This is a genomic window from Corallococcus interemptor, assembly GCF_003668875.1.
Classification (GTDB): Bacteria; Myxococcota; Myxococcia; order Myxococcales; family Myxococcaceae; genus Corallococcus; species Corallococcus interemptor.
Window position 1 is genome coordinate 1 of record NZ_RAWM01000132.1, and the last position, 25,742, is coordinate 25,742.

17 protein-coding genes are annotated in these 25,742 nt (G+C 71.3%); 10 read left to right on the plus strand and 7 right to left on the minus strand.

Translation table 11 applies throughout. From position 1 onward, the window contains the following. Positions 1-213: 213 nt before the first annotated feature. Complete coding sequence (locus D7X96_RS31995) at positions 214-2,562, minus strand: immune inhibitor A domain-containing protein (RefSeq protein ID WP_120551354.1); 2,349 nt, start codon at positions 2,560-2,562, stop codon at positions 214-216. 201 nt (positions 2,563-2,763) lie between these two features. Here D7X96_RS31995 and D7X96_RS32000 point away from each other — a divergent pair, with 201 nt between their 5' ends. From D7X96_RS32000 to D7X96_RS32010, 3 genes are all read left to right on the plus strand, one after another. Beyond that, positions 2,764-5,433 (plus strand): phosphoenolpyruvate carboxylase, encoded by a 2,670-nt coding sequence (locus D7X96_RS32000; protein ID WP_121771461.1) that lies wholly within the window; start codon positions 2,764-2,766, stop codon positions 5,431-5,433. Positions 5,434-5,443: 10 nt separating this feature from the next. Beyond that, entirely contained in the window at positions 5,444-6,166 is a 723-nt protein-coding gene (locus D7X96_RS32005; protein WP_120551352.1) for a hypothetical protein, read from the plus strand. 78 nt (positions 6,167-6,244) lie between these two features. Further along, positions 6,245-8,155 carry a CotH kinase family protein gene (locus D7X96_RS32010; RefSeq protein ID WP_121771462.1) on the plus strand — a complete coding sequence of 637 codons (1,911 nt, stop codon included), beginning with the start codon at positions 6,245-6,247 and terminating at the stop codon, positions 8,153-8,155. On the opposite strand, the gene D7X96_RS32015 is transcribed toward D7X96_RS32010, so the two are convergent. From D7X96_RS32015 to D7X96_RS32025, 3 genes are all read right to left on the minus strand, one after another. Then, complete coding sequence (locus D7X96_RS32015) at positions 8,149-8,502, minus strand: DUF2845 domain-containing protein (RefSeq protein WP_121771463.1); 354 nt, start codon at positions 8,500-8,502, stop codon at positions 8,149-8,151. The genes D7X96_RS32010 and D7X96_RS32015 overlap by 7 nt on opposite strands. Positions 8,503-8,603: 101 nt before the next feature. Next, positions 8,604-9,887 (minus strand): SGNH/GDSL hydrolase family protein, encoded by a 1,284-nt coding sequence (locus tag D7X96_RS32020; RefSeq protein WP_120551356.1) that lies wholly within the window; start codon positions 9,885-9,887, stop codon positions 8,604-8,606. A 185-nt stretch (positions 9,888-10,072) separates the two neighbouring features. Further along, a complete protein-coding gene (locus D7X96_RS32025) occupies positions 10,073-10,768 on the minus strand; it encodes a hypothetical protein (RefSeq protein WP_233609964.1) in 696 nt (231 codons plus the stop codon). Between the two features lie 322 nt (positions 10,769-11,090). Between D7X96_RS32025 and D7X96_RS32030 the strand changes: the two genes are divergently transcribed. Then, positions 11,091-11,447: a TIGR02266 family protein gene (locus tag D7X96_RS32030; protein WP_120551348.1), complete on the plus strand. Its 357-nt coding sequence runs from the start codon at positions 11,091-11,093 to the stop codon at positions 11,445-11,447. A 48-nt stretch (positions 11,448-11,495) separates the two neighbouring features. Here the strand turns inward: D7X96_RS32030 and D7X96_RS32035 are convergent, their stop codons facing one another. The 3 genes from D7X96_RS32035 to D7X96_RS32045 form a co-directional block, all read right to left on the minus strand. Next, positions 11,496-11,987, minus strand: coding sequence for a GNAT family N-acetyltransferase (locus D7X96_RS32035; protein WP_120551347.1), 492 nt, complete (start codon positions 11,985-11,987; stop codon positions 11,496-11,498). 92 nt (positions 11,988-12,079) lie between these two features. Next, entirely contained in the window at positions 12,080-13,135 is a 1,056-nt protein-coding gene (locus D7X96_RS32040; RefSeq protein WP_120551346.1) for an alpha-ketoacid dehydrogenase subunit beta, read from the minus strand. Positions 13,136-13,137: 2 nt separating this feature from the next. Then, positions 13,138-14,145, minus strand: coding sequence for a thiamine pyrophosphate-dependent dehydrogenase E1 component subunit alpha (locus D7X96_RS32045; protein ID WP_121723975.1), 1,008 nt, complete (start codon positions 14,143-14,145; stop codon positions 13,138-13,140). Positions 14,146-14,489: 344 nt separating this feature from the next. Here D7X96_RS32045 and D7X96_RS32050 point away from each other — a divergent pair, with 344 nt between their 5' ends. The 6 genes from D7X96_RS32050 to D7X96_RS32075 all read left to right on the plus strand — a co-directional run. After that, entirely contained in the window at positions 14,490-16,289 is a 1,800-nt protein-coding gene (locus D7X96_RS32050; RefSeq protein WP_120551344.1) for a PP2C family protein-serine/threonine phosphatase, read from the plus strand. An 8-nt stretch (positions 16,290-16,297) separates the two neighbouring features. Further along, a complete protein-coding gene (locus tag D7X96_RS32055) occupies positions 16,298-18,811 on the plus strand; it encodes a tetratricopeptide repeat protein (protein WP_120551355.1) in 2,514 nt (837 codons plus the stop codon). Further along, positions 18,808-19,737, plus strand: a complete 930-nt coding sequence (locus D7X96_RS32060; protein ID WP_120551343.1) for a PhnD/SsuA/transferrin family substrate-binding protein — start codon at positions 18,808-18,810, stop codon at positions 19,735-19,737. Before D7X96_RS32055 ends, D7X96_RS32060 begins: the two co-directional genes overlap by 4 nt. Before the next feature lie 235 nt (positions 19,738-19,972). Next, entirely contained in the window at positions 19,973-22,561 is a 2,589-nt protein-coding gene (locus D7X96_RS32065; RefSeq protein WP_121771465.1) for a TonB-dependent receptor, read from the plus strand. Positions 22,562-22,587: 26 nt separating this feature from the next. Then, positions 22,588-23,415 carry a hypothetical protein gene (locus D7X96_RS32070; protein WP_244219799.1) on the plus strand — a complete coding sequence of 276 codons (828 nt, stop codon included), beginning with the start codon at positions 22,588-22,590 and terminating at the stop codon, positions 23,413-23,415. 4 nt (positions 23,416-23,419) lie between these two features. Further along, positions 23,420-25,742: serine/threonine-protein kinase (locus D7X96_RS32075; RefSeq protein WP_244219800.1), on the plus strand; the 2,323-nt coding region annotated here is incomplete at its 3' end.

The window sequence follows — 25,742 nt, forward strand, 5'->3', positions numbered from 1 at the left end:
GGAGGGGAGGGGGAGGAGGGACCGCCCACGGGGCACTCGGCCATGGCGGGCACCGTAGCGCCCTCCGCGCGGCCGTCATGCACGGCCGCGCGCCGGGTGTCCGGATTCCTTCAACGCCCGGGCCCGGGCGGCCCACGAACGCGAAAGGCCGGCCCCGCGCACGAAGCGGGACCGGCCCTCCTTCACGGCTCAGCGGTGAAGCCGGTCAACCGCTCAGTCGACCGGACGCACCTGGACTTCCATCACGGTCTGGGCCGGGTCCGTCGACAGCACCTCGATGATGGTGCCCGTCTTCGGGACCTTCACGCCGCCGTACGGCTGCGTGGCGTACCAGAAGGTGTTGGTGTCGTTGAACACCGGCACCGCGGGCTGCGAGGGGTACTCGTTGCGCGGGAAGCCGTTGGGCTTGAGCGACAGCGGGAAGCTGGGCTCCAGGCCGAACGTCGCGTCGTGCGTCTGCACGCGGCCGGACCAGTAGCGGCCGTCGCTGCGCTGCAGGGGCTGCGGGCGCGAGTCGATGGGCAGGATGCGGCCCTCACCCGGGTGCTGCGACACGTTGTTGTTCGACTGCGACGTGTCCCAGTAGGTGACGAGCAGGCCGGGGTTGTACGAGTAGCGCTCCGCCCAGTCCCCCAGGCCATCCGCGCTGAAGCCGTAGTTGTAGGGACCCGTGGCCAGACCCTCGTCGTAGCCGCGGAACTGGCGCCACTCGGCGATGTAGTAGTTGTCGTAGAGGGTGTTGGTGCCGTCCGTCACGAAGAACGTCGACTTGTCCCACCACTTGTGGCCCCACTCGCCGTCGTCACCGAAGACGTAGGTGTTCTTCGCCCACAGCTGCACGAAGTCCACCAGGAAGCCGCGGCCGAACTCCGCCCCGTCCGTCTTGTAGCGGATCTTCAGCGTGACGGTCTTGCCCGCGTGAGCGGACAGGTCGAACTCCAGGGGCACCCAACCGCCGGACGTGCCGGTGATGCCGTTGCCCAGGTTGTTGCCCCACGGGTTCGTGGTGCGGCTGACCGGGCTGGGCAGGTTCACGAACGGGCCACCCTCCACGGAGAGGGCGACGTAGGCGTAGTCCCAGTCCTCCTCGATGTCGAACCAGGTCTGGAAGGAGAAGGTGATGGGCTTCCTGTTCGGCAGCTTCACCGTCTTCTCCAGCACGCGGTCCAGGTTGTTGCCCTGGCCGCCCTGCCACATGCCCTGGCCCTCGTACGGCGCCGTGGTGGGCTGCACCACCGGCTTGCCGGGCAGCTTCACGACCAGCGCCTGCTTCGCGTTGGCGGACGTGAACTCCGCCGGACCCAGGTTGTGGTACGAGTACAGGCCCGCCGCCGTGGAGGCGTAGTCCAGCCAGCCCAGCTGCAGCTTGTCCCAGGCGAAGAAGTCACCCGGACGGCTGCCGATGTCCTTGGTGCCGTCGTTCAGGTACGAGCCGGACGACATGATGGTCCAGAAGCCCGTCCCGTTGTCCGCCGCGTTCGTCGTGTCGTAGTGGTCCGGCAGGCCCAGGTCGTGGCCGTACTCGTGCGCGAACACACCCAGGCCGCCGTTCTCCGGCTGGATGGTGTAGTCACCCACCCACTTGTCGATGCCCGTGCCGAAGCGCGCGCCGCCGTTCTGGTTGTACGCGGGGCCGGCGCCATCCGGGCCCAGGCCCGTGCTGTACGCGAACCAGCGGTGGCTCCACACGGCGTTGGGGCCCTGCGCGCCGCCGCCCACTTCCTCACCCATGCCGGCGTGGACGATCTGGAAGTGGTCGATGTAGCCGTCCGGCTCGTCGAAGTTGCCGTCGCCGTCGTAGTCGTACCGGTCCCACGTGTCGAACGTGTCCAGGTACGCCTTCACCTCCGCGGGCGTCTTGCCGGAGGCCAGCTGCGCGTTGGTCCACGCCTTGATGGCGTCGCTGATCAGCGGCCACACGGAGTTGGAGCAGCTGGAGCTGCCGCACAGGTTGTTGCCGTAGCGGGCGGCGTTGTAGGGGACCTTCACCCACTCGGACACCGTGCCGGACACGGTGTAGCGCCCGGAGGACGCGGCCTTGTAGAAGTTCGCCACCGAGTCCGCGCCGGGCGTGGTGTCGAAGTAGAGCTTTTCGAAGTGCTCGCGGTTGTAGTCCGGCTGCCAGATGGTGGTGTTGTCCACCGAGCGGTCAGGGGCCGGAATTTCGTTGTGCAGCGGGCCGGGGATGTTGCCGCCCGGGTTGGTGGCCGGGTTGCCGAACACCGGGTGGATCTGCGTGCCGTACTCCACCAGGATGACGAAGATGCGGTCCGTGCGCTGCAGCTCCAGCTCCACGAACTTGCCGTTGGCCAGCTTCTGCACGCGGCCGGGCTGCCCGCGGCCCTCCAGGCGCTGCTTCAGTGCCTGAGCCTTCAGCTCCTTCTGCTGCTCCCCCAGACGGTGGGGCAGGTCATCCGTGATGTCCTGCACAACGGCCTTGCGCTTCGCGGCGGACGGTGCGGCGACGTCGGGTTGCGGCTTTTCGTACCAGGCGCGTTCCGCGAACGCAGACGGCGCGAACGCGAGCAGGCCCAGGGCCAGCCAAGACGGGTTTTTCCGCATTGCCACTCCTTCGGGTCAGGTCAGACATCCCGGCAGGGTCCGGGAGAGCCCACTTTCTAATGGAAGCCTTGACCTGAAGGGAAGACGGGGAGGTTAAATTTTTCCTGCAAGGACGGAGTGGGTCATTCGTCGGCTGGAGGTCGAAAATTGAAGAATGGGTAGGGGAGGCGGGGGGCCCAAGGACTACGGTTCCGGTCCGTTATGGCGCGTTCACGTCCTGTGGATCCCCCGCTGCGGCGGGATGTCCGGCTCTTGGGCCGGCTGTTGGGTGAGGTGTTGGTGGAACAGGAGGGGCAGGCCCTGTTCGACAAGGAGGAGGAGGTGCGCCACCTGGCCATCCAGCGCCGGCGCGGGCCGGTGGCGGGACGACGCGCCGCGGCGGCGGAGCTGGCGGCGGTGTTGAGACGCCTTCCGTCGGAGCAGGTGGAGCCGGTGCTGCGCGCCTTCTCCGTCTACTTCCAGCTGGTGAACCTGGCCGAGCAGCACCACCGCATCCGCCGCGCGCGGGCCCACGCGAGCCCCACGGCCACCCGGCCGCAGAAGGGTTCGCTGGAGGCCACGCTCCTGACGCTGAAGGCCGCGGGCGTGAGCGCCGACAAGGTGCGCGAGACGCTGGGCACGCTGAAGGTGACGCTGACCTTCACCGCGCACCCGACCCAGGCGGTGCGGCGCACGCTCCTGGAGAAGCTCTACCGGCTGGCGCAGCTGTTGGAGGAGCGGGACCGCTGCTCGCTCACCCCGCGCGAGTCCGTCGCGAACCTCGCGGCCATGCGCGAGGAGATCACCGCGCTGTGGCAGACGGACGAGCTGCGCCGCGAGCGCCCCACCGTGGGCGACGAGGTGAAGAACGTCCACTGGTACGTGGAGGAGATGCTGTCGGAGCCGGTGGCCCGGCTGCCGGAGGCGCTGGACTGGGCCTTCGAGCGCGCCTACGGCGAGCCCCTGGGCGCGCTGGACACGCCCGTGCGCGTGCACTCGTGGGTGGGCGGCGACATGGACGGCAACCCGCTGGTGACGCCGGAGGTGTTCGCGGACACGCTGCGCGCGCACCGCGCCCGGGGCCTGCGGCTGCTCTTGCGCGACGTGGAGCGGCTGGGCGGGATGCTGTCGCAGTCGGAGCGGCACGCGCGGCCCACCCAGGAGCTGGAGCGCTCGCTGGACGAGGACGCGAAGGCGCTGCCGGACGTGGCGAAGCAGCAGGGCCCGCGCACGCTGGGCGAGCCGTGGCGCCGCAAGCTGCGCTTCATGGAGGAGCGGCTGACGCTGGCGCTGGAGCACGTGCTGGCGCGCCGTCAGGGCCGCGAGTCCACGCTGCCGCCCGGGGCCTACCGCTCACCGGAGGCGCTGGGGGATGACCTGGCGGTGCTGGAGCGCTCGCTCTTCGCGGCGCGCGCGGAGCACGCGGGCCTGCGCGAGGTGCGCCGCATGTCCGAGCGCGTCCGGGCGCTGGGCCTGGGCCTTGGCGAATTGGAGGTGCGCGCGCCCGCGGAGGACGCGGTGAGCGCGGCGGCGTCCATCGACGGCGGGCCCGAGCCCACCGAGGGCGGCAAGCGGCTGCTGGAGGTCCTGGCGAAGCTGCGCGAGGGCCAGGACGAGGGCGGCGAGTCCGTGTGCCGCACGCTCATCCTCTCCATGGCCTCCACCGCGGAGGACGTGCTCGCGGCCTTCAGGTGCCTGAAGCACGCGGGGCTCTGGGACGCGAAGCTCCAGTGCGCCACCGTGGACGTGGCGCCCCTCTTCGAGCAGCTGGGCGCGCTGGACGGCGGGCCGGACGTGCTGCGCCAGCTCTTCGCGCATCCGGAGTACCGCCAGCACCTGAAGGGCCGCGGGGTGCAGGAGGTGATGGTCGGCTACAGCGACTCCGGCAAGGAGGTGGGCCTGCTCGCCGCGAGCGCCGCGCTGTACCGCGCGCAGGTGGCGCTCACCCAGGTGGCGGACGAGCACGACGTGCCCCTGCGCCTGTTCCACGGACGGGGCGAGACGGTGGCGCGCGGCGGTGGCCCCGCCCAGACGGCCATCCTCGCGCTGCCGCCGGGCACGGTGGCCGGGGCCTACAAGGCCACGGAGCAGGGCGAGGCGATGGACCACAAGTACGCGCGCCCGGAGCTCACCCAGCGCACGCTGGAGCTGGTGGTGGGCGGCGTGCTGTTGCACACGCTGGACGCGCAGCCGCGCCCGTCCCCGGAGGACGAGTCCTCCTTCCGCGCCACCTTCGACGCGCTGGCGGAGTCCGGCCGCAAGGCGTACCGCGCGCTCGTCTGGGACGACCCCCAGTTCGTGGAGTTCTTCATGAAGGGCACGCCGGTGGAGGAGATCTCCGCGCTGCCCATCGGCTCGCGCCCCAGCAAGCGCAAGGCGGGCGGGCTGGACACGCTGCGCGCCATCCCCTGGAGCTTCGCGTGGACGCAGACGCGCGCCATCCTCCCGGCCTGGTACGGCGTGGGCAGCGCGCTGGAGGCGTACGCGGCCAACCCCGAGGGCGCGGCGCTCCTGCAGCGCATGTACAAGGAATGGCCCTTCTTCCGCGCCGTCATCGACAACGTGACCATGGTGCTGGCCAAGACGGACATGGCCATCGCGGCGCGGTACGCGAAGCTGGCCCCCTCGGCCACGCGGCCCCTGTGGCTGCGCATCCAGCAGGAGCACTCGCGCACGCGCCGCGCGGTGAAGCTGCTCACCGGGGAGGCGAAGCTCTTGGACAACAACCCGCAGCTGCAGCGGGGCATCGCGCTGCGCAACCCCTACGTGGACCCCATGTCCTTCCTCCAGGTGGAGCTGCTCAAGCGCAAGCGGGACGGGGACACCGGGTGCGACCGGCCGCTCCTGCTGGCGCTCAACGGCATTGCTGCGGGCATGCGGAACACCGGTTAGAGAACGGACCATGGCCCAGGAGACCTTCGTCGTGGAGGAGATCAACCCCAAGCACGGCTTCGCGCGCGTGCGCCCGGAAGAGGGCACGGGGCTTTTGCACACCGCGCTCTATCCGGATCCGGAGTTCACCCAGGCGCCGCCCTTCCAGCTGCGCAAGGGGGACCGGGTGAGGGGGCTTCGCCGGGGCCAGACGCTGTCGGAGGTGTCCTGGGTGACGCGCGTGGAGCCTCCCTGGGAGGAGGTGGAGCGCGTGGCGGAGCTGCTCGCGCTCCTGGAGCGCTGGGAGATCCGCATCCCCCATGAGGCGCGCGTGCTGGCCGAGCACGCCTGGCGCGACAGCAAGGAGGACCCGCTGCGCGACGAGCTCCAGGCGCAGCTGCCCACCTTCTTCGACCTGGAGGGCGCCCACCCCTTCGAGGACCCCACGCTGCTGGAGCGACTGTCCGCCGCCATGCAGCCGTACCTGCCGGGTCTCGCCATCCAGCCGGTGCAGGGCCAGCCCGCGGTGCGCGTGGAGCCCGGCGCCGTGGAAATCCAGGCCGGCGTGGGCAGCTGGGACGTGCCCCAGCCCACCTTCGCCCCGATGATCGCGGAGGTGAACGCGAGGCTCGCCGCCGCCGGGGCGCCCGTGCGCTGGGTGCCCACGCGCGAGGACTGGATGCTCGCGCCGCCCGCGCTCGCCGCGCTCCTCCAGAAGCACGGCCTGTTGGAGTCCACCGCACCCTCCGCGTGAGTGACGCGGCCTCCCAGCGCGCCGTGTCACAAGGCGATGTGAGGTCAAAAGATTGTTTGGTACAGGACGCAGACCGTCATGCGTCTTCGTCACCTCGCGCCCGTCCTCCTCGGTTTCTTCGTCCTTGCCGCGTCCGCCTGCGGGCCCGAGCCCGAGCGGCGGCTGACCGTGGCGGAGCTTCCGCCCTCGGGGCCGCGCGTCACCATCGAAGGGCATGAGCCGGACACGCACCGGCTGTTCGGCTCGGTGTCGAGCGACGCGGGCGAAGTCCGCGTGGAGGTGTTCGAGGACGGGCGCTTCCTGGGCCACGCCGACCTGGAGCAGGGCCGCTGGAGCCTGCCCTGGTGGCCGGGCCGGCGCGCGCTGGCGCTGGAGGTGGTGGCGCGCGACCGGAGGGGCTTCGAGGCGCAGGCCCGCGTCGACTTCCAGCACCTGGCGTTCGACGCGCGGCCCGGGCTCTACCAGCCGGAGACGCTGCTCGCGCTGCCCACGGCGCCCGGCCTGAGGACGTACTTCACGCGGGACGGCTCCACGCCCACGCCCGCGTCGCGGCGCTACACCGGCCCCATCGCGCTCCTGGCGCGCTCCACGCCCGAGGTGCGCTGGTCCTTCATCCCCACGACGGCGCCCACCGCCACGGAAGGCTCGCGGTGGATGGTGCCGCTGGAGGCGCCGGCCCAGGCCGCGGTGGTGCGCTTCCGGCAGTACGCGGGCACGGAGCCGGTGGGCCCGGTGCTCACGCGCACGTTCATCATCGGCCGGGCGCCGTACACGCTGCCGGTGCTGTCGCTGGTGACGGACGCGGAGAACTTCTTCGACCCGGCGAAGGGCATCTACGTCCCCGGCCTGCTCTCCGAGGCCCGGCCCGAGGATGCGGAGTCGGCCAACTACATGATGGACGGCAAGGAGTGGGAGCGCCCCGTCCACGTGGAGTGGTTCGAGTCCTCCGGCGAGCGTGTGATTGCCCAGAACGCGGGCGTGCGCATCCACGGCTCGGGCAGCGCGGTGCTGCCGCAGAAGAGCCTGCGGCTGTACGCGAAGGAGGACTACGGCCCCAAGACGTTCGCGGGGCCGCTGTTCCCCGGCTCGCCGGTGACGGAGTTCACGCGGCTCCTGGCGCGCACCTCCGGGCAGGATCAGGGCGTGACGAAGCTGCGCGACTGCGTGCTGCAGCGGCTGTTGGCGGAGACGCGGCTCGCGCTCCAGCCGTGCCGTCCCGCGCTCGTGTTCCTCGACGGCGAGTACTGGGGCCTGCACGAGCTGCGCGAGCGCTACGACGAATACTACCTGGCGTCCCACTACGGCCTGGATCGCAAGAAGGCCGTCATCCTGGAGCTCTTCGGCGCGCTGGACGTGGGGGAGGAGGGCGACGAGCAGCCCTACCTGGACCTCGTCGACTTCGTGCGCACGCACGACCTCTCGGTGCCGGAGGACTACGCCTGGGTGCGCACGCAGATGGATGTGGAGGACTTCATCGACTACCAGGTCGCGCAGCTGTACCTGGGCAACGAGGACTGGCCGGAGAACAACGTGAAGTTCTGGCGGCTGCGCACGAAGAAGTACGTGCCGGACGCGCCCTACGGGCAGGACGGGCGCTGGCGCTGGCTCGTGTATGACCTGGACTTCGCCCTGCGCTCCGGCCCCGCCTTCGACAGCCTGGGGCGCGTGCTGAACGACCCGAAGCTGGAGGCGTGGTCCGTGCTGCTGCTCAGGGGGCTGCTCCAGTCGCCGGAGTTCAAGGCCCGCTTCATCGAGCGCTTCGTCTGGCACCTCGAGCACACCTTCGCCTCGGAGCGCGTGACGGCGCTGCTGGACGCGGCGGTGGCGGAGCTGGAGCCGGAGATGCCCGGCCAGGTGGCGCGCTGGAGCCAGCCGGCCTCCATGGAGGCCTGGCGCGTGCAGCTGGAGGAACTGCGGGAGACGCTGCGCCAGCGGCCGGCGTTCATGCGCCAGCTGCTGGAGCAGCACCTGGGACCGCTGGCTCAGTAGCCGTAGGAGCCGCTGCGCACGTCCACCAGGCGGCCATCGCGGAAGATGGCCACCTGCATCAGCCGGTGGGGGCCGAAGTTGTAGGTCCACTCCTCGATGGTCGTGGTGACGGAGACCTCCGTGGACACGTCCCCATAGCGCGTCCCGTCCCGGGCCCCCTCGCGGGCCTTGTTCGTCACCGTCTCCGACTTCACCTGCTTCGAGACCGGCGGACCGCACTTGGCCAGCGCGTCCGTCTGCGAGGCGCCCTCCGACACGAGCTTGTTGTCACAGCGCAGCGCGGAGGCGTGGACCAGCGAGGGCAGGGCGAGGCAGGCGACGACGAGGGCGGCGGGGAGGGCGCGCATGGAGGGAAGGCTCCGGGAATTGGGGAAGGTGGGAACACCACCAGGACGTGGCGTTCCCGAACCTATTCAAACCCTCCGTGTGCTTTCCAGCCGGGCAGGCGCTACAGGCCGCCCTTCGCCTTGAGGGTCCGGACCACCTCGTCCGCCATGACACGGTGTCCCTCCGCGGACGGATGGATGCCGTCCACCTCCAGGCCGTCCTTGAAGAGGTCCGCGTTGGCCGGCTGGCGCATCACGGCCTCCAGGTCGATGACGTCCGCGCGCGTGAGCTTGCGCACCCACTCGTTGAACGCCTTGCGCTGGGTCTTCACCGCGTCGTAGCTGCCCTCGTTCGTCTTCTCCTTGGGCAACAGCGTGCTCACCCACAGCCGGCACATGGGCTGGAGCTGATCCAGCAGCTGCGTCATGCGCTGCTGCAGCTTCTCCACGTTCATGTCGGTGGCGCCCAGGTCGTTGGTGCCCAGGAGCACGATGCAGTCCGTGACGCCCTGGAGCGCGAGCACCTCCTGCGGCAGCTGGATGTTCGCATCCCAGAAGCCCTGGCCGGACACGCCCGAGTTCACCACCGGCACGCCCAGCTGCTTCTCCACCAGCGCCGGCCACGCGTCGCGCGTGTCGTTGAACGTGTCCATGTAGCCCTCGGTGATGCTGTCCCCGATGGCCACGAACGCCCGCCCCGGCGCGCCCTCCACGTCCACCGTCGCGACGGCCAGGGACTTCTGCCACTGCTGGCCCCCCAGCGCGCCCTGCGTGGTCGCGTAGGCGCCGGACCTCATCCAGCTGTCCGGGAAGGCGTCGATCATGCTCTGGGCCACCGAGCCCTTCACCTCGAAGGAGAGGGCCAGCTCGTCGCGGAAGCCCACCGGGAAGTCGACCGGATCCGACGTCACCAGCGTGCGCGCGTTCGCGGTGAAGCCGGCCTGGCCGCTGAACGTGAGCGTCACCGGCGCGGACGCCAGCGCGCCATTGGCGCCGGCCTTCGCCACTGTGGCCCGCTGCACCGTCATGCTGCCGTCCCCGGAACGGAAGGTGACGCGCACCCGGCTGCCCGCGCGCCCCACCGGGACCTTCAGCCGGTACGTGGTGACGCTCCCCACGCCGCCAGACAGGCGCAGCGCCTGGTGGAAGCCGGGCTGGAACTTCGCGGGCGGGGGGCGCACGGGCGGCGTGGCCTGGACCTGATGCGTGTCATGCAGCGTCAGCGTGGGCGCGGCCTCCACGCCGTCCGGCGGTGATTCCGCGGTCGCGGCCGCCGTCACCTCCGCGTCCATCTGGCCCTGTCCAGGGGACTCGTCCGGCGCGCGCCCGTCGTCCATGCCTCCACAGCCCACGAGCACACCCAGGGCTCCGAAACAGCCCCAGCGCAGCGCCTTCCTCAGACCCATGCCCACGACCTCCCGGCGCAAGACAATGTGCACGACGTGCCCCCGTGGCGACCTGGGGATTCATGGCGCGAGCCAATCCTTCCGGGTCGTGAACATCCTTCGCGAGGGAACGCATGGCCCACGGCCGTGCCAGCGCGGTGGCGCACCAGGGCCCGCGCGCTTCCGTCCGTGGGCAATCCGTTGCCCTACGGGACGCAGGCCCCCACGTCGCCGTTGCCAATGACGGGCCGGCAGGCCGCGCCATTCGCGCACCCGGGCGAACCCGAGGGCGTGCGGCACAGCGTCCGGCACGTGCCGCTGCCGTTGTTCATCACGCAGGTGCTGCCGCGCGAGCACTGGTTGCTGAAGTCGCACGCGGCGCCTTCCGCCAGGGTCCCCTGGGCCGCGCACACCGGGCCGCTGGAGGACGGGTAGCAGCCCAGCGGGCGCTCGCAGTCCTGGGCGAACGCGTCACACCGCGCGGACGCGGGGCCGCACACCAGCGGCAGCTCGCGCGTGCCGGGCAGCCGCAGCACGGTGTTGCATTCGCCGGACGTGCAGTTGGACGTCGCGTGGCACAGCTTGCGGCAGAAGAACGCGGTGCCGCCGTCGCCCTGGGATTCGTCCTTGCAGTACAGGCCCGCCGCGCACGAGTCATACGTCTGTCCCGGAGGCGACTCCGCCAGGGTGCAGGGCGCGCCCTCCGTGGCGGTGCCCGCCGCGACGCACTGGCGCTCGGTCGTCCCCGCGTCCAGTCCCACATAGGTGCAGCGCTGTCCGGAGGGACAGTCCTGGCGGACCACGTCGCACGCGCCCGCGAAGCACTGGCTGCCCGTGCCGCCGTCCGCCAGGTCCGTGTACAGACAGTTCTGGCCCGCCGCGCAGCCCTCCTGCTTCGGCACGTTGCACGCGAAGCCGGAGCTCCCGCCGCCGCCGCCATCGCCAGCATCGACGGCCCCGGAATCTCCGGCGTCTGTCCCGGAATCCAGGGTAGTTCCGCCATCCGTTGGCGGGCGGACAGTCTCCCCGTCATCGCATCCCGCCACCCACAGCCCCAGCATCAGGGCTCCACCCAACAACACGAGACGTGCGTGCATCCGGAAACTCCTGGCGTCGAAGTAGCCTGCGACTTACACGAGCCGTTCCGTTGTCCGGGGGCCCTTGAACCGGGCCTGGAAACCAGCCGACACTTCCGGTCCGAGAACCGAGGGGGTCAGGGTGCGCATGAACACGAAGTTGGATGGGCCGGTGGAGCCAGACCCGTACATGAACCGCCGCGCCGAGGAGCGCGTGGCGGCGCGGTTCGAGGTGCGGTTCGAGCAGATGGAGGACGCGGCGCGAGCGCTGCGGGCCTACTCCCTGAATCTGTCCGCGGGCGGACTGTGCCTGCGCACGCGCAAGTCCTATGACGTAGGCGCCCAGGTGCGCCTGGCCATGGTGGTGGATGGGGAGGAGTTCCACCTCACCGGCATCGTCGCCTGGGTGCGCGACGAGGCGGAGGCCATCGGCGTGCGCTTCACCGACGTGAGCGAAGAGGACCACGAGCGCCTGCGCCGCGTCGTCGCGAGCTTCAAGCGCTGAAAAAGGAGCGCGATGGGGCCCGGCCAGGACGCCGGGCCCTCGCGGCCGTTACTTCTGGGGTTCGTACTCCGCGTGGCGGAACACCCCGGAGTCGCCCTCCACGTAGCCGCAGGCCCGGTAGAAGGCGCGCGTCTCCTCCGTGACGTTGATGGGCGCGATGAGCTGCAGCTGCTTCACGCTCAGCACCTTGCCCCGCTGCGCCACCTGGGCGAGCAGCGCGCGGCCCACGCCCCGGCGGCGCCAGCCCTCGGACACCACGAGCTCGTCCACGGTGGCCACGCGCCCGCGCAGCCGCAGCTGCGGCCGGTGGGAGAAGGACACCATGCCCACCGCGCGGTCCTGCGGATCCCCCGCGACGAAGATTTCAATCTCCGGATGGCTGATGACCCAGTGCACCGTCTGCTGATCGGTGCCCTGGGGGTAGCCCAGCTCGCGCAGCAGCTGGGCCATGACCTCTGCGTCGCCGCGGCGCGCGCGGCGGATCCGGAAGGCGTTGGCGTCTGGGGCGGGGGTCATGGTGCGGACGATGGGCTGGGACACGGAAGTTGGGATTCTAACGACAGGGCCGCCGGCCTCCAAAGAGGAACGGCGGCCCACGTGGCTTTCTACGGTGTGGGCGGAACGCGGACGCCTTACGGCTGCTCGCGGCAGAGCGAGCGCAGGGCGGTGGTGATGTCGTTCTGCTGCGGCACGGACGCCATCTCCAGCGCGTCCGCCAGGCCGATGCCCGGGACGAACTTGCCGGCCACCAGCCGGGGCGGCGCGAGCAGCGAGTAGAACAGCTCCTCCACGGTGCGCCGGACCAGGTGCTCGCCGAAGTTCGTGACCTCCGTGTCCTCGTTGACGAAGAGCACGCGGCCCGTCTTCTGGACGGAGGCCTTGATCATCTCCCAGTCGTACGGCCAGAGCGTGCGCAGGTCGATGACCTCCACGCTCAGTCCCTCTTCCGCCAGCTGCGCGGCGGCCTTGGTGCACAGGGGCATGGTGCGGCCGTAGCTGATGACCGTGGCCTGGGTGCCCTCGCGCACGAGCTTGCCCTTGCCAATGGGGACGGCGAACGCCTCCACCAGGGGCCACTGGGGCTTCCACTGCGAGCGGTCCCCCAGCGGCGCGTCGATCATCTTCGACAGCGCGCGGTCGTCCTCGGGCTCGCCCGGGATGCGCTCCTCGCCCTTCACGCGCAGGAGCGCCTTGGGCTCCAGGAACATGACGGGGTTGGGGTCCTGGCACGCGGAGATGAGCAGGCCGTACGCGTCCAGCGGCGTGGAGGGCATGACGACCTTCCAGCCGGGGATGTGCGTCATCGTCGCGTCGAAGGAATGCGAGTGGTACAGCGACCCGCGGATGCCGCTGCCCACGGGCGTGCGCACCACCATGGGCACCGCCCAGTCACCGTTCGTGGACCAGTGCGTGTTGCCCGCCAGCTTGAGCAGGTCGATGGTGTTGTAGATGTAGTCGCAGAACTGGATCTCCGCGACGGGGCGGTGGCCCGCCATCGCCAGGCCCATGGCCGCGCCAATGATGCCGCGCTCGTCCAGGGGGCTGTTCCACGCCGTCTTCAGGCCCTGCGTGCAGGTGAAGACGCCGCCCAGCGGGGCGCCCACGTCCTCGCCGAAGATGTCGGTGACGCCCAGGTTCTCTTCCGCGTAGTGCAGGGCCATCCGGATGGCCTGTGCCATGTTCGCCATGGTTACTTCTTCTCCGCGTAGATGTGGTCCCAGATGGAGTCGCCAGAGGGCTGCGGCTCGTCACGCACGGTGCGCGCCGCGGCGGCCAGCTCCTCCGAGTAACGGTTGCGCGCCTCGTCCATCTGCTCGCGGCTGAGGACGCCCTCCTGCTCCAGCCGCGCCTCGAAGAGGCGCAGGCAGTCCTGCTCCTCGTTCACGAAGTTGGCGCCGGACGCGGAGGAGTGGCCGTACAGACGCGACACGCGCGCCTCGATGAAGTACGGCTTGCGCTCCTTGCGCACGTAGTCCATCGCGGCCTGCAGCTCCTGGTAGGACTCCACCGGATCATTGCCGTTGATGACCTTGGCCGGGATGTTGAAGGCGCGGGCGCGGTCCGCGATGTTCGTCTCGCCGTGCTGGCCGTCCGACGTGGTGCTGATGCCCCACTTGTTGTTCGTGACGATGATCAGGATGGGCAGCGGGTTCGCCGGGCGGCTGCTCCAGATGAGGCAGCTGGCGAAATCGCCCTCGGCCGTGCCCGCGTCGCCGCCGGTGACGATGCTGATGCCGTCGCCGCCGTGGCGCTTCTGGGCCATGGCCGTGCCCGGCGCGATGGCGTACTGCACCTCGATGGGGGAGGTGACCGGCGCGATGTTCTTCGAGCGCCGGCTGAAGTGGCCCGCGAAGTTGCGGCCGCCGGAGTAGGGGTCCGTGGCCGTGTTCTTCATCTGCCGCAGCGCCCCGATGGGCTCCTCGCCCATGGCGAGCAGCGTCGCGGACTGGCGGTAGTGCGCGTGCAGGTAGTCGTAGGCCGGGCCCTCGCCGACCTTCATCAGCAGGCCCAGGGGGACGTTGAACGCCTCCTCACCGGGACCGCCGATCCAGAAGTAGCCGTGGCCCTGCTTGTACATCTGGATGAGGCGCTCCTCCAGGACGCGCGCCTTCACCATCAGGTCATGGATGCGGATGAGCTGCTCTCGGGGCAGGGAGAGCGGCGCGGAGTTTTCTTTGATCAACCGGGGCCGTGACACGGGCGGAGGACCTCGAAGGGAAAGAAAGGGACGCCCCTATACTCCGAACGCGGCCTCCCGACTCAAGGACCCTGATGTGACAGGTGTTCGCTGGCGTCGTTCCGGCCCCCGGGTGGCGCGACGCGGCAATGAGCGCAACTCATCCATGACCCCGTGACGTGCTGCTTCCCGGACGGGGGCAGACGCTCCCGGTCCGGGGTGATCGCACGGCCGTTGGGGGAGCAGGTGAGAGGGCGGCCGGGGGGAATAGCCCGACAGGTGGACTCCTCGCGTCAATCAGGAAGTGCGATACAGTCCGCCCCGCCCCGACCGCGTTTCGACGCGGGCTCCCCCCAGGTCTGCCTTTGTCCCGTACGAACACGCGCCTCGATCCCGTGCCTGAATCACCCGATGCGTCCGACGCGGCGCCTGGCACCCCGCCGCCTCCTCCGGAGTACACCGGCACCCACTCCCGGGACCTCACCGCCCTGCGCGGGGAGAACACGGCCACCCGGCTGACGGGAGCGCTGGGGCTGCCGGCCGCGGAGCCCACGAGCACGGTCATCGCGCCCATGGAGGCCGGCGAGCTGCCCAACGTGGCCGCCATCCGCGGGCTGCGCCTGGATCAGCTGCTGCTGCTCACCACGGGCGCGCTGGTCATCATCATCGTGGGCCTGTTGGCCGCGCTGTCCGCGAAGACGACGGAGGCGCAGCTCACCGCGACGTCGGACCGCTTCACGCAGCGGCTCCAGTCCCAGGCGCGCGAACTGGGCCAGACGGTGAGCCACACGCTGGCGCTCACCTCCGCCACCAGCCTGCGCGACAACAACTACGCGTTCCTCACGGAGGTCGCGCGCTCCATCATCGCGGACAACCGCAACATCCTGCGCGTGCAGATGTTCGACGCGGACGGGCAGCTGGTGGCGGACAGCGACCCCAACGCCAGGCTGGGCGAGTCCTCCGGAGGCCGCACCGCGGAGCGCCGCTGGGCCAGCGCCTTCTTCAACGGCCAGCCTGTCTTCGAGTTCCAGGAGCCGCTGGACTACGGCTCGCAGGGCGGCAAGGGCGTGGTCGTCATCAGCTACTCGCTGGAGGACCTGCAGAAGCAGCTGCACGAGCTGGAGGAGACCAACCGCGCCGCGGTGCGCGCCAACACGCTGCGCATCGTTGGATTGGGCGTGGGCTTCGTCGTACTGGCCGGCGTGCTGGCCGCCTTCCAGAGCCGCCGCATCACCAAGCCGCTGGGTGTCCTCACCCACCGCGTGATGCAGCTGGCCGCCGGTGACCTGGGCGCTCGCGCGGGCACGGCGCCGGGCGCGGGCCGCGAGGTGACCACGCTGGGCGTGGTGTTCAACCACATGGCCGAGCGCATCAAGGTCCTCCTGGAGGACGTGCGGGCCAAGGCGCAGCTGGAGCGCGAGGTGTCGCTCGCGCGCACGGTGCAGGAGACGCTGCTCCCGGGCCGCGAGGCCGTGACGGTGGGCCCCCTGCGGCTGGCCGGGCTGGTGGTGCCCGCGGACGCGTGCGGCGGCGACTGGTGGTTCCGCGCCGCGCTGGATGACCGGCGCGTGGTGATTGGCATTGGTGACGTGACGGGCCACGGCCTGTCCACGTCGCTGGTCGCCACCAGCGCCACCAGCGGCTTCGCCTCCGCCATGACGCTGCGCGAGCCGTCGCAGGTGCACGCGCAGATGCTGATCACCGCGCTCAACGTGACGCTGGCCAACGTGGGCCGCGGCGAGCACCAGATGTCCAGCGCGCTGGCGGTCATCGACGTGTACAGCGGCAGCATCGACTACGCGGCGGGCGCCCACCCGGCGGCGGCCATCTACAACCGCAACACGCGGCAGATGGCGTCGCTGCCGGCGCGCGGTCCGCTGCTGGGCGCGAACGTCGCGTCGCAGTTCACGTCGCGCCAGGCGCAGCTGAGCCCCGGTGACATCATCGTCTGGTACACGGACGGCCTCACCGAGGCGCGCGACGGCGCCAACCGCCTCTACGGCACGCAGCGGCTGGCCGCCGCGCTCCAGGCCCACGCCCACCTCCCCGCCGACGCCCTTCGCGACGCGCTCCTCGCGGACGTGCGCGCGTACAGCGCCGGTCAGCCCCAGCGCGACGACATCACCGTCATCGTCGCCGAATTCAGCCCCGCCCCCTCGCCGTGACGAACCGCATGCGCCCATTCATCCGCTCCCCGCGCCGCGTCTCCACCGCGCTCGCCCTGCTGGCCACCCTGGCCGGCCCGCCGGCGGCGCTCGCCCAGTTCCGCCCGCCGCCCGCCACCGAGGCGCAGCGCATGACGGAGCAGGGCGACCAGTCGCTCGTGTCCGCCAACGCCGCCCTCGCCAAGGGCGACAAGAAGGAGGCGGAGGAGAAGTTCAAGAAGGCGCTCCAGCTCTTCGAGCAGGCGCTCACGCAGGACCCGGCGTCCGTCGCGGCCGCCGCGGGCCTGGGCAACGCCGCCAACGCGCTCCAGGACTTCCAGCGCACGGCGGCGCGCCTTCAGCCGGTGTTCGCGCAGAACCCGCAGGAGCTGTCGCTCGCGTACCCGCTGGGCACCGCGTACTTCAAGCTGCGCCGCTTCGCGGAGGCCGTGCCGGTGCTGGAGCAGGTGGCCGCCGCGGATCAGCCGGACCACCTCATCGTCCACTACTACCTGGCCAGCTACTACCTCTACGCCCAGGACGGGAACCGGGCCGTGACGCGGCTGCAGCGCTACCTGGTGCTGCGCCCGGAGAAGCTCGCGGGCAACGACTTCCAGATCCATGAGCTGCTGGGCAAGGCGCACCTCATCCGCCGGGACGCGGCCGCCGCGCGCGCCTCGTTCGAGAAGGCGCAGGCCGGCCGGGCCGAGTCCGCGACGGCGCAGATCGGCCTCGCCGCCGTGCTGGAGATGGAGGGCCGGGTGCCGGAGTCCCGCGCGCTCCTGGAGCGGCTGGTGACGAAGTTCCCGCAGGCCGCCGAGCCGAAGGAGCGCCTCGCGCGCCAGTACCTCGCCGCGGGCGACGTGCCTCGCGCGGACATCCAGGCCACCGCCCTGATGAAGCTGGGCTCCACGCCCGCCGCGCACCTGCTGCTGGGGGACGTGCGGCTCGCGCAGAAGCAGCCCGCGCAGGCGGAGGCCGAGTTCCGCAAGGTGCTGGAGCTGCAGCCGGGCCTGCTCATGGGGCAGATCGCCGTGGGCAAGGCGCTCCAGGCGCAGGCGCGCCACGAGGAGGCCATCCAGTTCCTGGAGTCCGCGGTGAAGTCGGGCGGCGGCAGCCTGGAGCTGTGGGCCACGCTGGGCTCCGTCAACCGCCGCGCCGGCCGCTACCAGCGCGCGGTGGAGGTGCACCGGCGCGTGGTGGAGATGGCCCCGCGCCAGGCGCTGGGACACATGCTGCTGGGCGCGGATCACTTCGCCACCGGCCAGTGGGATCAGGCCATCGAGGACTACGGCAGCGCGCTTCAAGTGGAGCCCGGCCACCCCGGCGCGAAGCAGTGGCTGGCCCGGGCGCTGGCCCACCGCGCGCGCGACCGCGCCGGCACCCAGCGCCTGGAGGACGCCGTGCGCGACCTGCGCCGCGCGTACGACCTGGACCGCTCCGTCCCCATGGCCCGCCGCCTGGGCGCGGCGCTGCTGGACAGCCACCAGTTCGCGGAGGCCCGCAAGGTGATGGAGGGCGCGGTGACGCTGCCGGGCGTGACCTGGCGCGAGCACCTGCTCCTGGGCTACGCGCGGCTGGGCGCGGGCGACGCGCAGGCCGCGCTCGCCGCCTTCACCCGGTCCGGTGAGGCCACGCAGGAGCCGGATCAGCGCGCGGAGGCGTCCGCGGGCGCCGCGCTCGCGGAGGTGGAGCTGGGCCAGGTGGACGCCGCCGTGCAGCGGCTGACGGACGCGGGCCCCTCCAAGACGGCGGCGAAGGTGGCGGAGGCGAACCTGCCCCGCGTGCTGGTGCGCCGCGCCCTGGCGAAGCTGGAGACGGGCGACGCCGCCGCGGCGAACCGGGACCTGGACGCGGTGGACCGCCTGGGCACCGGCAAGCGCGCGGACCTGGCGAAGCTGGCCACCTTCGCCCGGGCGCTCACGCGCGCGGAGGAAGGGCGGTTCGCGGAGGCCTCCGCGGGCATCAAGCGCGCCCTCACGCCGGCGCCGGAGTGGGCGTGGTCCAACACGCGCGCGCTCGCGGACGCGTGGGTGCTCTACCGCCAGGGCAAGGTCGCGCCCTCGCGCAAGCTGCTCACCACGGCCCAGAAGAAGCCCATGCCCGGACAGCCCAAGTGGATGGGCAACCTCACCGGCGCGCTGCTGCGGCGCGAGGCGGCGCTCGCGTACGCCTCCGGCAACATGAAGGCGTCGGAGAAGGCGCTGAAGGCCGCGCTGTCCGCGACGCCCGACGACGCGCTGGTGCAGCACAACCTGGCGTGCGTGGACTGGCGCCAGGGGGACACCGCGTCCGCGCTGGCGACATGGAAGCGCCTGGAGACCGCCGTGCCCGTCGCGTCGCTCAACCTGGGCATCGACGCGCAGGAGCGCCGGCATGAACCCGCCGAGGCCGTGGACGCCTGGCGCCGCTACCTGGCTTCCGGCGCGGGCTCCCGCGCCGCCCAGGTGCGGGAATGGAAGGACCGCCTGCAGGGCCTCTATGGACTGGGTGACGCGCAGGGCGTCACGCCGGCCACCGGGGTCGCGGAGGAGACGCCGTGAAGACGCCATCCCTTTTCGCGCGGGGGAGCCTCCTGCTCGCCGCCGCGCTGTTCGCCGTTGCCGCTGTCCCGTTCACCGCCTCCGCCGCGCCGAAGAAGGCCACGCTGGGCGTGTTCCTGGCCACCACGCTGTCGGACGGCCAGGAGCGCTTCCAGTACGCGGAGGCCCTGGCCCAGAAGCTGGAGGCCAGCCTGGGCCGCCCCGTGGGCGCCAAGAGCTTCGGCCGCTACGAGGACTTCTCCAAGGCGGTGGGGGAGGGGCAGATCGACTTCGCCGTGGTGGACGGCTGGGCCGCGGTGCAGCTGGGCGCGAAGGCCCAGCCCGTGGCGTACGCGCCGCGCTCCGGTGAGACGCAGCAGCGCTGGGCCATCATCTCCACCCAGAAGGGCACCGTGAAGGACCTCGCCGGCAAGCGCATGGCGCTGGTCAAGGGCGCGGGCCCCGCGGACCCCAAGTTCGTCACCCACGTCGTGCTGGGCGGCGACCTGGACGCCCAGAAGCACTTCAAGCTGGTGCCGGTGCCCAACGTGGAGTCGGCGGTGAAGATGCTGGAGGCCAGGGGCGCGGAGGCCGCGCTCGTGCCGGTGGCGCACGTCCCCAGGGACATGAAGGTCCTCTTCCGGAGCACCCGGGTTCCCGGCGCGGTGCTGGTGGACCTGAAGGGCGGGGCGGACGCGTTGTCCCAGGCCCTGTCCTCCGTGGGTGCGGTCGCCCCGTTCGACGCCTTCGCCCGCATCCAGGGCCGCGAGTTCGAGGACTTCCGCAAGCTCGTCACCCAGGGCCCCCCGCGCCGCCAGCCCGTCCTCGCGGACTCACCCGACCTGCGGGTGGAGACGCCGGTGCTCGTGCAGTCCGAGTCGCTGGGTCCCGCGCTGCCGCCGTTCGCGGACGACCTGGCCGTTTCCGCTGAACAACCGGATGACTGATTGCGGCGTGGACTGAGCCCCGCGCGGCGCTCCCATCGCCGCGCGCGTGTTTCACCGGTATCGACAGCCATGACTTGGCCTAAGGCGAGTTATTGCGGTAGTTTGAGAAGTCGAGCGGAACGCCACCGTTCAGGGGTTGAAACTCGGCCCTGTGGACGATTGCCAGTCGCAACGGCTCTGGATCCTGGCGCACGAACCGCGGACGTCCCTGCTTCCCCTCGTGGAATTGAGAACGATGGACTCGACTGAGTACGGTGGGCCGCGCACCAACGCGGTGAAGGGGTTTGCCGGTCGGCTGGGCGCGCGCGCGTGCCTCACCCTGGTGGTTTGCGCGCTGTCGCTGTTCACGGTGGAGACGGCTCGCGCACAGGAGACCCAGGAGCCCGCGGCGAAGACGCGGACCAAGGCCACCCGCAAGCGCGCGGCCACGACGCCGGGTGCCAAGGCGACGACGCCGGGCGCGAAGCCTGCGCGCACGGCGAAGACGCGCCGGGGCGCGAAGACGCCGCCTCCGCCGGTGGAGCCGGAGCCCATTCCGGGAGAGGAGCCCGCGCCGCAGGAGCCGGTGCTCGCCACCGAGCCGCCGCCCGCGCCCGCCGCGCCCATGGCCGGCCCCGGCCCGTCCGTGGCGGATCCGATGCCCGTGGCCTCGCCCGGGTCGCCGTCGCCGTATGACGGGCCGCTGACCACGGACATCCCCTCCAACCCGCCGCCCGCGCCGGCCCTGGGCTCGAGCGCGGTGCTGCCGTCGTCGCAGCAGCGCCCGGCCAGCAACGTCCCGGACCGCGCGCCCTTCACGGAGCCGGCGCCGGACCGCGCCATGCCGCCGCCCTCCAGCCTCTCCGGCCTGGACGGCCCGGACCTGGGCGGGGGCGACGACCTGGAGAAGAACATCAACCTGGCGCTGAGCGAGGCCGTCGTCACCACGGCGTCCAAGCGCAGCCAGCGCATCTCCGACGTGCCCCTCACGGTGTCCTGGATCCCGGCGGAGGAGCTGGAGGGCACCGGCCAGTTCTCGCTCTGCGAGGCCATCCAGTACTTCCCCGGCATGGAGTGCCGCCGGGGCTCCATGCGCAAGGCGGCGGTGAGCGCGCGCGGCCTGGGCTCCAACTACCTGTCCAACCGCCTGCTGCTCCTCAAGGACGGCCGTCCGCTGACGGACCCCTGGACGGGCCAGTTCTACGCGGATGAGACGACGCCGATGACCAACCTCAAGCAGGTGGAGGTCATCCGCGGCCCCGGTTCGTCGCTCTACGGCTCCAACGCCTTCAGCGGCGTCATCAACATCATCGAGCGCCAGCCCGCGGACCTCATCGCCAAGGGCCAGAACGTGGGCGCCGACGCGCGCATCCTCGCGGGCCAGGACAAGACCTGGCGCCTGCAGACCAACGTCGCCGGCCGCGGCGGCCCGGTGGAGGCGCTGCTCGGCTACTACGGCTTCGGCTCGGACGGCCCGCAGCTCTTCAACAACCAGCAGCTGGGCCAGACGGACACCAACGAGGACTCGCTGGTCCACCAGGTGAACGGCAAGGTCCGCGTGGGGCCCCTCGCGCTGGACGCGGACTTCACGGACGGCAACATCGGCCGGCCCGGTGGCCAGAACATCTCCACCGTGGGCAACTGCGGCCGCTGCCACTACACCGCGCAGGACAACGAGCACGTCCAGAACCTCAACGCCGCCCTGCAGCTGGATCAGCAGGTGACGGACAACGTGCGCGTGTTCGCCCAGGCCTACACCTTCTTCAAGCGCCGCAACGTGACGCTGGAGAATGAAATCACCGGCGCGCTGGAGGACACCCTGGGCAAGCGCAGCCGCCTGGGCGGCGAGGCGCGCGCGCTGTTCTCCCTGGACAAGCTCTCCGTCACCGTCGGCGGCGACGTGAAGGCCGACCAGGTGAACAACCAGAACGTCCTGCCCGGCCTGACCCTGGACGACACGAAGCAGACCATCCTGGGCGGCTTCGTGGACGCCGAGTACCGCATCACGGACCGGCTGGTGGTGGGCGCGGGCGCCCGCTACGACAACTATCAAATCCCCTCCAAGGTCTGGGAGGCGAAGACGGATCAGATCTCCCCGCGCGCCAGCGTCGTGTTCCACGCCATCCCGGAGCTGCTCACGCTGCGCACCAACTACGGCCGCGCCTTCCGCGCGCCCACGCTGGCGGAGCTGGCCATCAACCAGCAGATGTACGCCGCGACGCTGCTCGGCAACCCGGCCCTGCGCGCGGAGACGCTGGACACGGTGGAGGCGGCGGTGGACTTCTGGCCCTTCGACCGCAAGGTGCGCCTGACGGGCACGGGCTTCTACAACCGCGCCCGCAACTTCATCAACCAGGAGCTGCTCTTCGGCTCCACGTCCCAATTCAAGAACCTGGGCGACGCGCGCGTGGCGGGCTTCGAGGCGGAGGCCGCGGCGCAGGTGCCGTCCCTCAACTCGTCCTTCGACGTGGCCTACCAGTTCCTGGACGCCCAGGCGCTGCCGGTGGGCGGCGGGGCTGGCTACCCGCTGGACTACGCACCCACCCACCGCGTCTACCTGCGCGGCCGCACCAACATCGGCAAGTTCGCCTTCGTGGAGCTCTACGGCCTCTTCGTGGGCGCCCGGTATGATCCGGGCTTCGTGGTGGACGAGAACGCCGGCACCACCACCCGCGTGAAGCTGCCCAGCTACATCACCGCGACCGCGCGCGTGGGCTTCAACGTCCACGAGCGCGTGGCGGTGTCCCTCCTGGGCACCAACCTCTTCAACGCGAAGTACGAGGAATCCCACGGCTTCCCCGCACCGCCGCTGGGCGTCTTCACCGAAGTTCGACTCCATTATTAGAGCGCAGTTTGGATACCGTCGCCGCCGTGAAGGATGCCCCCCTGAAGTTGACGCCGGACACGACGCTGACGCCGGAGGCGCTGGAGAAGGCCTCCGGGGTGCTGGCCCGGGACGGCCTGTTGTTGGGGCGCGGTGACGACGCGGCGCCGAAGCTGGTGCTGTTCGACGGGCGGCTCACCCCCGCCCACGCCGCGCTCCTGGAGCAGCATCCCCCGGCGCTGCTGCTGGCCACGCGCGGTGAGGGCGGCCAGCCGTCCGCCTGGGAGGCGCGCCTGTTGAGCGCGCTGTTGCGCGGCGAACCCATGATCCCCAAGGAAGCCGCCACGTCCGTCGCGTGGCTGGGCAGCGTGGCGGAGGTCACGGCCGTGGGCGAGCGCGCGGCCGAGGCCGTCCTCCAGGCCGGCGGCTCCAAGGGCGCGGCCAGCCGGGTGGCGGATGTCGTCCATGAGATTGGCGTGAACGCCCTGCTTGACGCGCCAGTGGACGGGAGCGGCGAGCCGAAGTACGCCCATCGGCGTGGCCAGGTGCAGTCGGTGGCGGAAGAGGATCGCTGCCTGCTGTCCTGGGCGGTGGCGGACGGCCGGGCGTGGCTGGAAGCGACGGACCGCTTCGGCCGCCTGTCGGTGTCACCGCTGGTGCGGGTGATCAAGGCGTGGGGTGAGAAGGCGCAGGTGGATGCTTCGGGTGGTGGCGCGGGACTGGGTCTGCGGCGCATCCTGGAGCACAGCGACGCGGTGGCGGTGCGGGTGACGCCGGGAAAGCGCACGCAGTTCGCCTGCGGGGTGGACCTGGGCGACGCTCGTCGCCGGACTGCTCAGCCCAAGTCGCTGCTGTTCAGTCTGGAACGAGGGTAGGCGGGTGGAGAGCCAAACTTCCAATGCCAGCATCACCTCCCTGCGCGTGGGCAGTCTGACCCACGTGCGCGTGGCCGGGGTGATCGACGAAACCTTCCCGCTCTCGCCAGCCTCCAAGGGCCTCCAGGGCCTGGTGGTGGTGGACCTGGGCCTGGTGGAGCGCATCAGCTCCTTCGGCGTGCGCCGGTGGATTGAGTTCGCCGGCCACCCGCCGCAGGGCGTGTCGGGGCTGTACGTCGTCAACGCGCCGCCGGTGGTGGTGGATCAGCTCAACATGGTGGAGGGCTTCGCGGGCGTCGCGCGCGTGCTCTCGCTGCTCGCGCCCTACGCGTGCCGCTTCTGCAAGGAGGACCGGCTGCGGCTGGTGCGCCTGGTGGAGGAGGCCAAGGTGCTGGAGCAGGGCGGGGCCCCGCCGCACCAGTGCCCCGTGTGCTCCCAGCCGCTGGAGTTCGCGGACGAGCCCACGGAGTTCTTCGACTTCGCGCGCCGCCAGCAGTTCTCCGCGGTGGACCCGGCGGTGCTGCGCTACCTGCGCTCGGGCATCCCGTCCGAGCCGTCCGAGCTGTCGTCGCACCTGAAGATCGTCCAGGACGACATCACCTTCATCACCCTGGCCAGCACGCTCAAGGGCGACCTCAACGTGCGCCGGCTGGCGTCCGGCCTGGAGGGGCGCGTCGCGTTCGACTGCTGCCACGTGAGCGTGGTGGAGCCGGAGGCGCTGCCGCGCATCGAACAGGTGCTGGAGGTGGCGTCGCAGGGCGCCCAGGTGGTGCTCTGCCGCGTGCCGCCGCCGCTGCTCGCCGTGCTGGCGAAGTCCACCAAGGCGCTGCCCGCGAAGCTGGCCACGCTGTGGCTGCCGTGCGACTGCCGCAACTGCGGCCAGGTCACCCATCAGCGCATCCAGACCTCCGAGTACCTGGAGGTCCTGCGCGCCAAGGGCACCATGGAGCGCGTGTGCCCCGTCTGCGGCGGCAGCGCCCGGGCTCCGGCGCTGGCGCAGTTCCAGGGGCTGCTCGCGCGCACGCCGCTCACCGACAAGCCGCTGGACGACATCGAGGCGCTGGAGCAGCGCGCCCTCAGCCAGTACCTCTTCGGCTCCACCAACCAGGACCCCGGCGCCAAGGGCACGTCCGCCACGGACACGCACAACAGCGGCGCGCGGCTGCAGATCATCCGCCGGCTGGGGCAGGGCGGCATGGCGGAGGTCTTCCTCGCCAAGCAGCAGGGCGTGAAGGGCTTCGAGAAGTTCGTCGTGATGAAGAAGATTCTCGCGCAGTTCGCTGAGAATCCTGAGTTCGTCGACATGCTCTTCGCGGAGGCCCGCGCCAACGCGCGCCTCACGCACCCGAACGTCGTCCAGACCTTCGACGTGGGCGTGACGGACGGCGTGGCGTACATCCTGATGGAGTACGTGCGCGGCCCGGACCTGAAGCGCCTGCTCACGGAGCTGCGCCGCAAGGGCATGGCGCTGCCCCTGGAGCACGCGCTGCGCATCGTGGCGGAGGTCGCCGCGGGCCTGCACTACGCGCACAGCTACGTGGACCCGTCCGGCACGGCGCACCCGGTGGTGCACCGCGACGTCAGCCCCCACAACGTGCTGGTGTCGCTGGACGGCGCCATCAAGCTGTCGGACTTCGGCATCGCCAAGGTGCAGGGCGAGGAGCACACGCAGGCGGGCGTCATCAAGGGGAAGATTTCGTACCTCTCCCCGGAGGCCGCCAGCGGCCGCCCGCTGGACTGGCGCAACGACGTGTTCGCGCTGGGCGTGGTGCTCTTCGAGCTGCTCACCGGCCAGCTGCCGTTCCGCCGCGACCACGACGCGGCCACGCTCGCGGCCATCGTGCGCGAGCCCGCGCCGGTGCCCTCGCAGCTGCGGCCCCACATCCCGCAGGACGTGTCGGACCTCATCCTGCGCGCGCTGGTGAAGGACCCGGCGCGCCGCACGCCCTCCGCGGCGGCGATGCGCGAGGAGATTGAAGCCGTCATCGCGCACCACCGGCTGTCCTCGTCGCCCGCGTCGGTGGCGCAGTTCTTCAAGGAGGCGCTGGGCGACCGGCTCTCCGAGTACGCGCCGTCGTCCATCGCCGGCTCGGGGACGGGCTCCAACCCCCGGGCGCTGATGCCGGGCACGGGCTCGCACTCGCGCAACCTGGGCACGGGCTCCGGCAGCGACATGCGGGCCCCGTCGGACATCTCCCGGCCGCCCGTGCGCGGTGGCTCCGGCAGCATGCCCCGGATGGAGCCGCCTCCGGTGGCCGCCCCGCAGGAGGCCGCCGAGCGCGGCACCGAGGTCGTCTCCGTCACCTCGCCTCCGGTGGCCTCCCCGC

Bases quoted from the DNA above. Each gene is read 5' to 3' on its own strand.
- D7X96_RS31995 (WP_120551354.1), bottom strand. From the start codon at position 2,562: ATGCGGAAAAACCCGTCTTGGCTGGCCCTGGGCCTGCTCGCGTTCGCG.
- D7X96_RS32000 (WP_121771461.1), top strand. From the start codon at position 2,764: ATGGCGCGTTCACGTCCTGTGGATCCCCCGCTGCGGCGGGATGTCCGG.
- D7X96_RS32005 (WP_120551352.1), top strand. From the start codon at position 5,444: ATGGCCCAGGAGACCTTCGTCGTGGAGGAGATCAACCCCAAGCACGGC.
- D7X96_RS32010 (WP_121771462.1), top strand. From the start codon at position 6,245: ATGCGTCTTCGTCACCTCGCGCCCGTCCTCCTCGGTTTCTTCGTCCTT.
- D7X96_RS32015 (WP_121771463.1), bottom strand. From the start codon at position 8,502: ATGCGCGCCCTCCCCGCCGCCCTCGTCGTCGCCTGCCTCGCCCTGCCC.
- D7X96_RS32020 (WP_120551356.1), bottom strand. From the start codon at position 9,887: ATGGGTCTGAGGAAGGCGCTGCGCTGGGGCTGTTTCGGAGCCCTGGGT.
- D7X96_RS32030 (WP_120551348.1), top strand. From the start codon at position 11,091: ATGAACACGAAGTTGGATGGGCCGGTGGAGCCAGACCCGTACATGAAC.
- D7X96_RS32040 (WP_120551346.1), bottom strand. From the start codon at position 13,135: ATGGCGAACATGGCACAGGCCATCCGGATGGCCCTGCACTACGCGGAA.
- D7X96_RS32055 (WP_120551355.1), top strand. From the start codon at position 16,298: ATGCGCCCATTCATCCGCTCCCCGCGCCGCGTCTCCACCGCGCTCGCC.
- D7X96_RS32065 (WP_121771465.1), top strand. From the start codon at position 19,973: ATGGACTCGACTGAGTACGGTGGGCCGCGCACCAACGCGGTGAAGGGG.